The organism is Zoogloea sp., from assembly GCF_041911615.1.
Lineage (GTDB): Bacteria > Pseudomonadota > Gammaproteobacteria > Burkholderiales > Rhodocyclaceae > Zoogloea.
The window spans coordinates 1-12,147 of the sequence record NZ_JAYROR010000076.1 but is presented as its reverse complement, the minus strand read 5'-3'; the positions used below and the strand labels follow the sequence as shown (position 1 = coordinate 12,147).

General features: G+C 64.1%; 10 protein-coding genes, 1 tRNA gene and 2 pseudogenes. 4 read left to right on the top strand and 9 right to left on the bottom strand.

Annotation, left to right across the window (positions count from 1 at the left end; translation table 11 throughout):
* The 8 genes and pseudogenes from ACE3P2_RS08780 to ACE3P2_RS08745 form a co-directional block, all read right to left on the bottom strand.
* Positions 1–206 (bottom strand): annotated as a pseudogene (locus ACE3P2_RS08780) (IS3 family transposase); the annotation flags it as partial.
* Between the two features lie 288 nt (positions 207–494).
* A tRNA-Thr gene (locus ACE3P2_RS08775) sits at positions 495–570 on the bottom strand.
* Positions 571–713: 143 nt separating this feature from the next.
* Complete coding sequence (locus ACE3P2_RS08770) at positions 714–4,388, bottom strand: pilus assembly protein (protein ID WP_374263521.1); 3,675 nt, start codon at positions 4,386–4,388, stop codon at positions 714–716.
* Between the two features lie 176 nt (positions 4,389–4,564).
* Positions 4,565–5,224, bottom strand: coding sequence for a hypothetical protein (locus ACE3P2_RS08765; RefSeq protein WP_374263519.1), 660 nt, complete (start codon positions 5,222–5,224; stop codon positions 4,565–4,567).
* Positions 5,225–5,232: 8 nt separating this feature from the next.
* Entirely contained in the window at positions 5,233–6,483 is a 1,251-nt protein-coding gene (locus ACE3P2_RS08760; RefSeq protein ID WP_374263517.1) for a PilW family protein, read from the bottom strand.
* A gap of 9 nt (positions 6,484–6,492) precedes the next feature.
* On the bottom strand, positions 6,493–6,927 hold the full coding sequence (locus tag ACE3P2_RS08755; RefSeq protein WP_374263515.1) for a hypothetical protein: 435 nt from the start codon (positions 6,925–6,927) through the stop codon (positions 6,493–6,495).
* A gap of 14 nt (positions 6,928–6,941) precedes the next feature.
* A complete protein-coding gene (locus tag ACE3P2_RS08750) occupies positions 6,942–7,556 on the bottom strand; it encodes a Tfp pilus assembly protein FimT/FimU (RefSeq protein ID WP_374263514.1) in 615 nt (204 codons plus the stop codon).
* A complete protein-coding gene (locus tag ACE3P2_RS08745; protein ID WP_374263512.1) occupies positions 7,550–7,978 on the bottom strand; it encodes a type IV pilin protein in 429 nt (142 codons plus the stop codon). Before ACE3P2_RS08745 ends, ACE3P2_RS08750 begins: the two co-directional genes overlap by 7 nt.
* Positions 7,979–8,270: 292 nt before the next feature.
* Here ACE3P2_RS08745 and ACE3P2_RS08740 point away from each other — a divergent pair, with 292 nt between their 5' ends.
* Positions 8,271–8,804 carry a hypothetical protein gene (locus ACE3P2_RS08740; protein ID WP_374263510.1) on the top strand — a complete coding sequence of 178 codons (534 nt, stop codon included), beginning with the start codon at positions 8,271–8,273 and terminating at the stop codon, positions 8,802–8,804.
* Here ACE3P2_RS08740 and ACE3P2_RS08735 read toward each other — a convergent pair.
* A complete protein-coding gene (locus ACE3P2_RS08735) occupies positions 8,786–9,691 on the bottom strand; it encodes a LysR family transcriptional regulator (protein WP_374263508.1) in 906 nt (301 codons plus the stop codon). The two genes, ACE3P2_RS08740 and ACE3P2_RS08735, sit on opposite strands and share 19 nt — an antisense overlap.
* 111 nt (positions 9,692–9,802) lie before the next feature.
* Here ACE3P2_RS08735 and ACE3P2_RS08730 point away from each other — a divergent pair, with 111 nt between their 5' ends.
* The 3 genes and pseudogenes from ACE3P2_RS08730 to ACE3P2_RS08720 form a co-directional block, all read left to right on the top strand.
* Positions 9,803–10,507, top strand: a complete 705-nt coding sequence (locus tag ACE3P2_RS08730) for a haloacid dehalogenase type II (RefSeq protein ID WP_374263506.1) — start codon at positions 9,803–9,805, stop codon at positions 10,505–10,507.
* 1 nt (position 10,508) lies between these two features.
* Positions 10,509–11,294 (top strand): sulfite exporter TauE/SafE family protein, encoded by a 786-nt coding sequence (locus ACE3P2_RS08725; RefSeq protein ID WP_374263504.1) that lies wholly within the window; start codon positions 10,509–10,511, stop codon positions 11,292–11,294.
* Between the two features lie 35 nt (positions 11,295–11,329).
* Positions 11,330–12,147 (top strand): annotated as a pseudogene (locus tag ACE3P2_RS08720) (malate synthase A); the annotation flags it as partial.

Here is a 12,147-nt window from a genome sequence, read left to right as displayed (position 1 = left end):
GTCTCGGCACCGCTGACCCCGTCCCGCTGTCCGGTGTCCCGCTCGTGCTGCCGAACCCAGGTATGCAGTGTCTGGGCCGTGCAGCCGATCTTCGCTGCGATCGACTGGATCGCCGCCCATTGCGACGCGTGCTCGCTGCGCTGCTCGAACACCATCCGCACTGAACGCTCGCGCACTTCCGGGGCGTATTTCGTTGTCTTCTTCATGGCTCCATCTTCTCAAGAGTGGGAGCCTCCGCGAAACCCGGGGCGATTCAATCAGCAAGAAAAGGTAGCATAAGGGCGACCGGTTGGAAGGCGGGAAAAGTAGGGCACCTCACTTCGACCGACCCGCCAGCGTGGCGGGTTTTTTGTTGGTGGCGCAGGGAGTCGAGCGAGGATGGGCAGCAGCCCTTTGAGCATCAATGTTGAACGCGGCGGGAGCAATGGTGGAGCAACGAACCCCAAAAGCAAAAAGGCCAACCCTTTCGGATTGGCCTAAGTGCTTGAAACTTTTGGTGCCGGCAAGAGGAGTCGAACCCCCGACCTTCGCATTACGAATGCGCTGCTCTACCAACTGAGCTATGCCGGCTTAAACCGGGACTGCCACTTTGCCGCACTTTAGACTCGACTTTAGCCAGAACAGCCAAAACTCACCTTGCGCGACAACACTGCAATCCAGCGAAGTCGCGCATTCTACGTGACGGCGCGCTGCGGTTCAAGCCCAGCGGGAGATCATTCCCGGATAATTCTCCAGTTCACCACCCGCGGCTCCCCAGCCTCGGACACCGTGTTGCCATAGACGCTGGACTTGCCCTTCACGTCGGTCCCGAGCACCCGAATGCTCGAGCCGACCCGCACCAGCGTGGTATCGGCAAGGCCGCCAATGATCGGATCGGACATCGGGATCTGCTTGTAAAGACCGCTATCCAGTCGGTATAGCACGCTCTGACCAGTACCGTAGTGCACGGCATAGATCGTCGCGTCCCCCCCCGCGTTGCAAGGGTCGTCGTTCATCAGCGACCCAACCCAGGTCACCACACCATCGTTGGCCTGGAGATTGAGGATGATCCGTTCAGCGCTCGCCGCATTGGCACCCGTCAGATCGTAGTACCAGCCCATCGGCTTGGCGCTGTCCAGCTTCGCGCCGGCAATCAGGTCGGTGACCTCGACGAGGTTGGAGCGCTTGACCGGGAACGAACTTCCCGAGGGCAGGCTCACCTGATAGCTCTCGGAGCCGAAGGCGCGGGTCTTGGTGCCGTCACGTACTGCGTACATGGACTGCTTCTGGGAGTTTTCCTGATCTTCCGCGGAGAGCAGCCGACCGGTACCGACGAAGACATAACGCTTCAAGTCATCAGCCGAGTATTCGATCTTCGGCGCGGTGGTGATGGCCTGGCCGACGCCACTGGTATTGAATTCGGCGATCTTCGTGACCGGCGGCAGATCATCAAGGATGTTGCTGAAATCGAAACGCCACAGGTCGCCGTTCAGATCACCACCGTAAACGTAATCAAGGGTGTAATCCTGATAGCTGGGCGTGTAGCCCTCGATCTGCGCAAAACCCGACGGGGACGCGGCCGTCCCCGGCCCGGTGGTGTAGGCAGGCGTGGCGCCGGCGCTGGGGCCGAGCAACTCGCCGGTCTTGGCGTTCAGGATGAACAGTGCGCCCTGACCGGGCTGCGAGCCGCCCACGTTGTTGTAGCCACCGGTCAGGATCACGACCCAACCCCAGCGCCGCGTCTTGGCGATCAACGGGCGTCCGAAACTGAAGCCCATGTCCGGGTGGGTGAACTCCCAGAGCACCTTACCGGCGATGTCGGACTCGGTGTCGGAGGCGCTCACGTTGGTCACGTCCATCGCAACGAAGCTGCGACCGCCCTTACCCTGACCAGTGACCAGGATCGTGCGCCAGTCGGGCGTCACACCGTTGAAGGAGTCGATGCGCCCGCCGGTGCGGGCAAAATCCACGTCACGAATCTCGGGCGTGGCGTTCATGTAGTAGTGGTGCGAGTAATTCTTGCGGGCGAGCGCCTGGATGCCGCTCTCCTCGGGCTTCATGTCCGGGCCCTCATATACCGAGTAGGGCACCAACGCAAACACCTCGGTACCGCCGGTACTGGAGTCGGTCGCGTCGAAGGCATGCAGCATGCCGTCGTTGGCGCCGACGAAAACCAGCGGCGTACGATTGGCCTGAGCGGCCTTGAACACCGAGTACCCGGGGTTGGACGAATCGGCGTACGTGGCACTCGGCTTGCCGAGATAAACCACCTTGGAATCGACGATGTCACCCAGCAGCGAAGCGCGCTGGCGGTAAAGATTAGGCACGGACGCGGTCGACTCGTAGGTACGTTCGCCACGCAGATAGTCGAGAACGCGCTCGCCGTCGGCCGGATCGCCGGCCGGGGCGGCGGCCGTCTTGCTGAGGTTGAGCTTCTGGGTGGGGCTCAGATTGCTCCAGCGGAACGGCACGCCCTGCAAGTCGGACGGAGCCGGCTTGGTCTTGGTCTTGTCGGTCGGAGCCAGGGTGACGATCTTGCGCCCCGCGCTGCCTTGTCCGTCGAGAATCGCCGCCGCATGCCAGAGGGTGGTCACATCCAGAGAGTCGTCGGAACCCAGCTTGTTGACCTTCGAGGCGATCACGTCACCCGACCAGCTTGCCGCGTCGTAGGTGCCCTGGTAGGTATTGGCGCCACCGGTGGATGCATTGAGCTGCGGGCTCGACAGGGCGGCACCCGCCGACGCGCCGGCACCCGCTGCGATGCTTTGGAAGGCACTGCGCAGGCCGGACGTCATCGCGTCGGGATTATCGGCGGGGTAGTAGTTGTTGGGCAGTGGATCGCCGCCGCGGGTTCGCAGGGGGACACCGGAAGGCGACTTGTCGACCCAGGTGTCGGTCGCCGGGTCGAAGGGCCCCGGAGGCGCACCCTTGGTCGGCTTCTTGTAGCCGCCGTACTTGGTGGCAAGCCAGTACTGGTTGCGGGATACGTAGCCCACTTCCATCACGTCCATCCAGTAGGTGTCGATCGTCTGATCGCCGGGAACGTCGGCGCGCAGATCGGTGGAATGGGCGTAGTAGGCAAGGCCGGCGATGAAGTAGCTGCCGTGGTAGATCCCGGTGCTGCCCAGGTTGCTCATCACCGGACTCTCCAGGGTGCCGACCTCGTCGGTCCAGGCCTTGGCGGTGGCAAACTTGCCCATCGCCGAATCCACGTCCGCCGGATAGGGTGCCGACGAGCCCGAAAGGTTCCAGTCGTAGTTGGAGTTCGTGTCGCCGATACCGATGACGTAGTTCTTCTTGCAGGACAAGGCACCCTTCTTGGGCCACTTGGCATCGGTCGCCGGGTCGTTCCAGGTGGTATAAACCGGGAAATCGTCGCGGTTGGCTGCATTGACACCGGAAATGTACGAAGCCGTCGGCTTGAGGTGCTTGAAGTATTTGACGACTTCGGCATACAGCTCGCTCACCGGGTCATACAGCTTGTAGGATCGGGACTTCTGGCCGAACTTGTTCAGATAGTTGATCGTCCCGCTGTAGGTGACACCCTGCACTGCCCCCTCGCCGTAAGGATCGGTGACGAAGGAGCCGGTCTCGGTGATTTCTTTGTCGACACTCTGGACGGGGGAACGCAGCACACCGCCATCCTTGTAGATGTTGGCCACCCCGTCGGCGTCGTAGTTGTTGTTGTCGTTCAGCAGAAGGTAGCCAAACGCGCCGAAATACATCTTGTCCTTGTATTCCTGGATCAGGCCGACCGGCTTGTAGACGCTCTTCGTTCCAGACTTGTTGGCGTACTTCTGGCAGTTGCCTTCGAGCAGCGCGCCGGTCCCATCTGCATCGCGGCAGACCTCGACGCGCACGTACATCTTCGTGCAGTCGGTGCAGACGCTGTCGATGCCGCCGTACTTCAGGGCAAACTGGGTGCCCATGCCGCCGTTGCGGATGTAAAGAAAGGACCAGGAGTTGATCGCCACCGACCCCGCGCCGTAATCCGACGGGTTGGTGTAGTTCAGCAGGTCGTTGCCGGTGATGATCTTGTCCGGAAAGGTGTTCGCGTTCACGCCCTGCGGCGACGCATAGCCCCGCTCGAGGATGGTCTGATCGGCCGAGCCGTCGCCAAAGGCCTTGGGCGTGTCGACGCTGCGATTACCGCCGGTCAGCATCCACCGGAAGATGTCCGCGCCCTGCATCGTCGCCCAGTTGAGGAAGTGTCCGCTCCACGCACCCGAGCAGGTGTAGTTGGTTCCGGTCGCGCCGATGGGCTGAAAATAGCCGTCCGCGCCACCGATGTACTTGTAGCACTTGCGGGGATCGAAATAGCCGAGATAAGGCACCGCCGACGTACCGTCGAAAGCCCCCTGGTGGGCACGTGTGGTGGCAGTCGGGAACTCCACGGACAGGGCGAGCATGACGTTCGCCGGCACCTTGGCCACAAGAATGGGCTGATCGGCCAACGGCGTCGTCACGGCCATTGCCGGGCTTGCCGTGAAAACGGCCAGCGCGGCTGCGGCCGTTACCTGGAAAGCACGAAACCGGCTCGTGAAGATCGTCGTTTTCATTTGCAGCATCCTTATCGACTTATTCATTACTTGACGCGCGTCGTGACCGTGGCCTGGACATAGGTTTGGGTATTACGGACGCCATCGCTCCGGATGGTGATCCGGTACAGCGGCAGCGAGATCGAACCCGGCTTGTCCTGGCGATACGAACCACCGCGTTCGTAGCGGTCGGAAACAGAGCACTTGCGCTCGTTGGACGGGCCGTAATCGGAACACATCCGCTCGATCAGGAAGCGCACCTCGTTACCCGCCTCCGATGTGAAGTCCGCCTTGTTCGGCTTGATCTTGAACTTCGCGTCGAAGGCCGCCTTGTCCTTGAGGATGAGCGGGATGCCGTTACCGTCGGCCTCGAGCAGACGTGGGGAGTAATTGCTGCCCAGCCACGCGGCCACGATGCCGGTACACTTGGGAGAAGCGGGATCGCAATTGTCGAAATCCACCGACGGGTTCTTGGCCGGGGCTTTCTGCAGGGCGTCGAACGCCGCGTTCAGTCCCACCGACGCGCGATTGACCGAATCGCGCTTGAACGCGAGATTGCCCGACAGCAGGGCCGAAGTGTCGATCGAACGCAACGTGGACACACCACCGAGCATCATCACGACAAGCACCACGAGCACCACCGCGAGCACGGTCCCCCGACTGCGGGACGGACGCGATGACAAATGAGGGCGAACGCGGGTAGCCATGGCGATACCTAGGATTTCGGAGTGGACTTCATGTTGCGCAGGGGAATAACCCAGTCGAACACCTGGTAGCCATAGCGCTGCTCGTCCGCGGTGAGGGTACGGGTGATCTTGCGGGCGCCGCCAAGATCGCCGAACAGCACGACCTCGGTCAGCTTGGCGTCGCCCACCACGACCTGAGGCGAACGCAGCACGAGACCGATCCGCACGGCCTTGATCTGGTCGACCTTCTGCTCGGTGGCGGTCTTGCCGTCCATCAGCTCGGCCAGTGTCCAGCCCGCCTCGGTCGGCGAGATCCACTCGTCGACGATGTTGTCGTTGGCCTTGCCGCCATTGGCGCCGTTATCGACGCCGTAACGCGCCTTGAGCAGCACCACGTTCTCACCGAAAGGCTGGGCGCCACGTCGCTGCAGCAGGTCGTATTCGACCAGCTCGCCGCTGCCGTTGACCGACAGCAGCGAAAAAGTCGACGCACCCGCGCGGCCAAGGTGGAAAGCCGAGGGGCTGTCTGCCGTGACCGTCAGCAGGCCGTAGGAGTTGGCGCCATCGTTGATCTTGATGGTGGTGTAGGAAGCCGGCGCGAGCACGGCGCCCTCGGCAGGCATCACGTTCAATCCCAGCGCGGCGTCGTTGACCGGGGCACCGCCCGAAAAGCCCGGGGCCGCCTGGATGATCTGGCAGTCGCCGGGACCGGACGCCACGTCCTGGGGCACAGCCAGGAAGAGGTCGTCGACGGACAAGCCGGCGTTGGCGATGCCGATGCCGTTCGGATTCGAGACCGTCAGCGTCTTGCCGTCGGTGTCGAAGGGCGTGTCCCGGTTGCTCGACGCGGAACTGCCCCCCATGATCATCACGACGTCCGAACCCGTCCCGCCGGCATCCAGAATGCCGACCGGCAGAACGCGCACCGTGGTGGGAAAGGCGGTGAAGGGGTCGGGGTAGCCGGTCGCCGGGAGCAGGACCGTCTTGGCGCGGGTCGCCAGCAACCGACAACCCCAGATGTTGCGCCCCTGGACGAAGGACGCGCCGGCCTCCTCAAACAACATGTTGAGCCGCGCGCTGGTGATCGACGCAGTCTGAACGATGTCGGCGACGCCGCCGACGTTGCGTCGGTAAGTCTCGCTGCTCGAAAACGAACTCATGATCACCAGCGATGCGATCATGCCGACGGCGAGCCCCACCATGACTTCGACAAGGCTCACGCCGGCCTGGGCAACCCGACGGCGCTCGGACGGTACGCGGATAGCGGTTCTGCTGCGCATGGGCGAATCCTAGAAAATCAGCGCCTTGGTTTCGTAGACGCCCTTCACTTCGCGCCCTCCCTTGTCGAGCGTCTTGCCCGGCATCGACCATTCGATGCGCAGATTCACGATCATCGTCTGGGAGGTGGAGGACGTGGTGAAGGTCGGCGTCACCACCGGATCGGGCAGGCGGCTGGCGCCGATCACGCGTTCGTTCAACCAGCTCTTGAACTGCGCGCCGCCCACGTCGTAATCGGTCTTGACCTTGGTGATGTCCGACGCCGCCATCTTGGCGATCAGCTCGTCGGCCAGCATGGCCGCCTCGGTGCGGAACCGGCTGTCCGAGGCGATCTTGGTGGACGCCGCCTGAAAACCGATCAAGCCGAGCAGCCCCAGGGAAAAGATCAACAACGCCACCAGCGCCTCGAGAAGCACGTAACCGGACTGGCCCTTGTTCTTGGTCATTGCTGTGGCTCCCGTCAGATCTTCGGACACTTGCTGAGCGGCACCAGGGGCAGGCACGCGAACGGGTGGCCGGACGCCAGAGCCGGATCACAGGCCTTGACCGCACCGCCCGGCGTCACGAAAACGCAGACCGCGCCAGTCCCCGGGCGCGAAAGACGGAAAATCTGCGAATCCGTGATCGCCACACCGGTGATGTCGGTCACCCGCCCATTGCCGTTGAAGACCACGTTGGCCGGCCCCTCGAACTTAAGGTCGGCGGCGAACTCGCTCATCACGGCACTGCCGACGTAGGCCAGATTGACGTCGGCCAGCGGCGCGTAGCTGCTGTCGAGTACCCGGGCCGCCCAGTTCTTGCCATCCGCGACGGCGGTCAGGGACTTGATGCCCGACACGTCAGGCGTGCTGTTGGTCAATAGGAATTCGACAAAGGCATTACGGCGGATCGCCTCGCCTTCGGCAATGCGCAAACCATTCTGGACCACCTCGGCGGCGGACCGGATCGAACTCCGCCGCAGCCAGTCGCCCAACTGAGGCACACCGATCGCCATCAGGATGCCGACGATCGATACGGCGACGATCAGCTCCAGCAAGGTCATGCCACGTTGGTGGCGATGCAAGATCTTCAGCATGAAGTCTGGTTCCGGGTCTTGAGCCAGCACGCCACACTCGACGGCACTGCCGGCGTCTTAGACTGCTTGTCGCCCGACTGATCGATAGAATAGATGTAACCGTCCATGCCCTTCGTGGCATCCCCCGTGGCCGTCACCGTAAAAGTCGTGCCGGTACAGGCCACGGTCACGACGAATGCGGTATCGGTGAACAACGGCTTGAAATCGGGACAAGTCGCAGTACCGTCGGCGTAATAGCTGCGCATGGAGTTGAAAATCTGCTCCATCCTCACCTTGCTCTCGGCAAGGGCGGCAGTACCGCCGGCAATCTTGCCCTGCACGATGTGGGCGGTATAGGCCGGCACCGCAATGGCCGTCAGGATCCCGACCACGACCACGGCGATCATCAGCTCGATCAATGTCACACCGCGCTGCTTTTTCATTCGACTTCTCCTTTCAGGCTACGATGACATCACCCTGCACGGAATGCGAGCCACGTACGACCGGCGGAAAGACATGCCCGACAGGCGGCATCGGGCGCCCAAAACGGCCGGGCTATCGTTCACTGCGTTGCCCGACACCCCTGATCCGTTGATCCCCTCGTCCCGTTTCCGTCCTTCGCATGGCTGGCGCCTGGGGCTTGCCCTGACGCTCTCGCTCGTCGCCCACGGAGCGCTGTTCCAGTGGCTGACGCACGCAGCCCATTTGCCCTCGGCGCAACCTGCAACGACGTCCGTGCCCCCACTCCACGCCCGGCTGAAGGTCCGCCCACTGGCCCGCCCCGCCGCCACCTCGCAGCCGGCGCCTCCCCCCCCTACCGCGTTCGAGACCGGGGATGCCGCGGCCGAACCGCCGACGCCCCCATCGCCTGCCGCCCCGGCGCCCGTCGCCCCACCCACCGACGCGGCAACGTCCGACGGCACCGCCGACGCCACGATTCCCGACAGCTATCTGCCCCTCGCCCGCCTCACCCGCGAGCCCCAGCTTCTCACCGAGGTGGACCCCAGCCACTGGCCGGCTCTGCCCGACACCCCCAGTGGCGTGTTCCGGCTCGAACTGGGGATCGGCAGCGGCGGTCGCGTCGAGCGCATCGTCCCGCTTTGCGAGCCCGCCCTGTGCGCGGCGGCGGAACGCTACGCCGAGATCGTCCGCGAATGGCAGTTCCAGCCCGCCGAAGCCCTCGGCCGCCCGATGCCGAGCCGGCTCACGCTAGAATTCCAGGTGGGCATCGCCCCTCCGCCCGCCACCGATCAACCGCTGCGCCAGTAGTCGGGGCGGCCGAAGTAACCACGCAGGTAGTCGATCAGCAGGCGCACCCGCAACGGCAGCCGACGGTTCTGCGGAAATACCGCGTAAATGCCGGTCGGCGGCGCCGCGAAATCATCCAGCACCGACACCAGGGCGCCCCCCGCGAGATCGCGCTCCACCTCCCACATCGACCGCCATGCCAGCCCGATCCCGCCCAGGGCCCAGTCGTGCAGCACTGTCCCGTCATTGCACTCGAAGCGCCCGGACACCTTGATCGTGCGCACCTGTCCGGGCACCTCCGGGTCGGCGAACACCCAGCCCCGCTGCGGGTCGAGGGAGAGGCAATCGTGCTGGAGCAGATCGTCGGGCGTTCGCGGCACGCCGCTACGCGCGAGATAGGCCGGGCTCGCGACCACCACCCGCCGGTTGTCGGCCAGACGCACCGACACCAGGCTGGAATCCGACAATTCACCGATCCGGATCGAACAATCGACGCCTTCGTTCACCAGATCGACCAGGCGGTCCGACAGATCGAGGCTGCACGTCACCTCCGGGTTCGCGGCCAGGAAATCGCGCACCAGCGGCGCCACGTGGCGCCGCCCGAAGCCCGCCGGCGCCGACACCTTGATGTGGCCGCTTGCCTTGACGCCACCCAGACTCACCGACGCCTCGGCGTTGGCCAAGTCGTTGAGGATGCGCTGGCAATCCTCGAGAAACGCGCTGCCCTCGAAGGTCAGGCTGATCCGCCGCGTCGTGCGTACCAGCAACTTCACGCCCAGACGTTCCTCCAGGGCGTCGATGCGACGCCCCATCATCGCGGGCGTCACGCCTTCGGCCCGCGCCGCGGCCGACAAACTACCCCGCGTTGCCACGCTCACGAACGCCGAGATTTCCTTGAAATTATTCATCTTGTACTAAAAGTAAAAGATCATTTGATTTTATTATGGCTTCTTTTTTCTTTATGCATTGAATAAACTTCGCTGCAACGCAATAACCTCGCCTCATCTTCGCGCTCGACCATGGCTCAGTCGCCCTCCTCCGCTCCCCGAATCCAGGCCGTCGCCTTCGACGCCTTCGGCACGTTGTTCGACGTGTATTCGGTGGGCCTGCTGGCCGAGCAGCTCTACCCGGGCAAGGGCAGCCAGCTTGCCGACCTGTGGCGTCAGAAGCAGATCGAGTACAGCTACCTGCACACCCTTGCCGGCCGCTACAAGCCCTTCTGGGAGATCACTCAGGACGGCCTGGCCTTCGCCGCGGCGCGCCTCGGCCTCGTGCTTGACGCCAGCGCTCGCACCCAGCTCATCAACCAATACGCCTGCCTGTCGCCCTTTCCCGAAAACCTCGGAGCCCTGCGCGCGCTCAAGGCGGCCGGCATTCCCACCGCGATCCTCTCCAACGGCACGCCCGAGATGCTCGCCGTCGCCATCAAGAGCGCGGGCATGCACGGGCTGTTCGACCACGTGCTGTCGGTGGACGCGGTGCAGAAGTACAAGCCGCACCCGGACGCCTACGCCCTCGGACCGGCGGCATTCGGCTGTGCCGCCGAGCGCATCCTGTTCGTCACCGCCAACGGCTGGGACGCGGCCGGCGCGGCGTGGTACGGCTACACCAGCTTCTGGATCAACCGCGGTGGCCAGCCCGGCGAAGCGCTCGATGTCGCGCCCACCGCCACCGGCTGCACGATGGACGACGTGCTCGCCTTCGTCCAGGGACGGCAGCGCTGACATGGACGTCATGCAAGCCCTCCTCGTCGGCGGCGGCGCTTTCCTGGCCGGTGGCATGAACGCCATGGCCGGCGGCGGCACCTTCTTCTCGTTTCCGGCGCTCCTCGCCGCGGGCGTGCCGCCGGTGATGGCCAACGCCAGCAACTCGGTGGCGATGTGGCCGGCCAGCCTCTCCAGCGCCTGGGCCTACCGCCGCGAAGTGAGCCGCCACCCGCGCTGGACCCTGCTGCTGGTGCTGCTGTCCTTCGTCGGCGGGATCGCCGGGGGGCTGCTACTCCTCGCCACCTCCAATGCCGCCTTCGCGCGCCTGGTGCCCTGGCTGCTGCTGGTCGCCACCGGGCTGTTCGCGTTCTCCGGGCAGGTGTCACGCCTTGTGGGTGCCGCCAGGTCGCGCCTGGGCTTGAAGCGCCGCGCCGACGGCACGCCAGGCGGCGTCGGCGGCCTGTTGTTCCAGCTCTGCGTGGCGATCTACGGCGGTTTCTTCGGCGCCGGCATGGGCATCCTCACGCTGGCCGCCCTGGCGATCCAGGGCGTCGACGACATCCAGGAGCTCAACGGCCTCAAGAACCTCACCTCCGCCGTCAACTACACCGTGGCCGCCGCCACCTTCATCGTCGCCGGCGCCATCAGCTGGCCGCACACCCTGCTGATGATCGTCACCGCCATGATCGGCGCGCTGGCCGGCTCGGCCCTCGCCCGCCGCCTGCCGGCCTTATGGCTGAAGCGCCTGGTGGTCGCGGTCGGCGCAACCCTCAGTGTCATTTATTTCTTCAAGACGTATTCTTGATTCTTAGTTTTCAACCTTCACCACAAGGAGTCACCATGAGCCTCACCCTCCCCGCTGGCATGCAGATCAACGCCCCGATCCGTGCGGGCTACGAAACCATCCTCACCCCGGAAGCCCTCGAGTTCGTCGCCAAGCTGCACCGCGCATTCGAAGGCCGCCGCCAGGAGCTGCTGAAGGCCCGCGTCGAGCGCCAGGCCCGCATCGACGCCGGCGAAATGCCCGACTTCCTGCCGGAAACCAAGCACATCCGCGAAGGCGACTGGAAGGTCGCGCCGATTCCCGCCGCGCTGCAGTGCCGTCGCGTCGAAATCACCGGCCCGGTCGAGGCCAAGATGATCATCAACGCCTTCAACTCGGGCGCCGACTCCTACATGACCGACTTCGAGGACTCCAACTCCCCGAACTGGGACAATCAGCTCCAGGGTCAGATCAACCTCTACAAGGCGATCCGCCGCGAGCTGTCGTTCAAGAACGAAGCCGGCAAGGAATACAAGCTCAACGACAAGATCGCCACACTGCAGATCCGTCCGCGCGGCTGGCACCTGGACGAGAAGCACGTGACCGTTGACGGTCAGCGCGTCGGCGGCGGCATTTTCGACTTCGCCCTGGTCTTCTTCCACAACGCCAAGGAGCAGATCGCCCGCGGCGCCGGCCCGTTCTACTACCTGCCGAAGATGGAATCGCACCTCGAGGCCCGCCTGTGGAACGACATCTTCGTGATGGCCCAGGACCACGTCGGCCTGCCGCAAGGCACCATCAAGGCCACCGTGCTGGTCGAAACCATCCTCGCCACCTTCGAGATGGAAGAAATCCTGTACGAACTGCGCAACCACTCCGCCGGCCTCAACGCCGG

Excerpts from the sequence above, each read along its gene's own strand:
- ACE3P2_RS08765 (WP_374263519.1), bottom strand. The coding sequence starts at position 5,224 with ATGGCTACCCGCGTTCGCCCTCATTTGTCATCGCGTCCGTCCCGCAGT.
- ACE3P2_RS08750 (WP_374263514.1), bottom strand. The coding sequence starts at position 7,556 with ATGCTGAAGATCTTGCATCGCCACCAACGTGGCATGACCTTGCTGGAG.
- ACE3P2_RS08730 (WP_374263506.1), top strand. The coding sequence starts at position 9,803 with ATGGCTCAGTCGCCCTCCTCCGCTCCCCGAATCCAGGCCGTCGCCTTC.
- ACE3P2_RS08760 (WP_374263517.1), bottom strand. The coding sequence starts at position 6,483 with ATGCGCAGCAGAACCGCTATCCGCGTACCGTCCGAGCGCCGTCGGGTT.
- ACE3P2_RS08770 (WP_374263521.1), bottom strand. The coding sequence starts at position 4,388 with ATGCTCGCCCTGTCCGTGGAGTTCCCGACTGCCACCACACGTGCCCAC.
- ACE3P2_RS08745 (WP_374263512.1), bottom strand. The coding sequence starts at position 7,978 with ATGAAAAAGCAGCGCGGTGTGACATTGATCGAGCTGATGATCGCCGTG.
- ACE3P2_RS08725 (WP_374263504.1), top strand. The coding sequence starts at position 10,509 with ATGGACGTCATGCAAGCCCTCCTCGTCGGCGGCGGCGCTTTCCTGGCC.
- ACE3P2_RS08755 (WP_374263515.1), bottom strand. The coding sequence starts at position 6,927 with ATGACCAAGAACAAGGGCCAGTCCGGTTACGTGCTTCTCGAGGCGCTG.
- ACE3P2_RS08735 (WP_374263508.1), bottom strand. The coding sequence starts at position 9,691 with ATGAATAATTTCAAGGAAATCTCGGCGTTCGTGAGCGTGGCAACGCGG.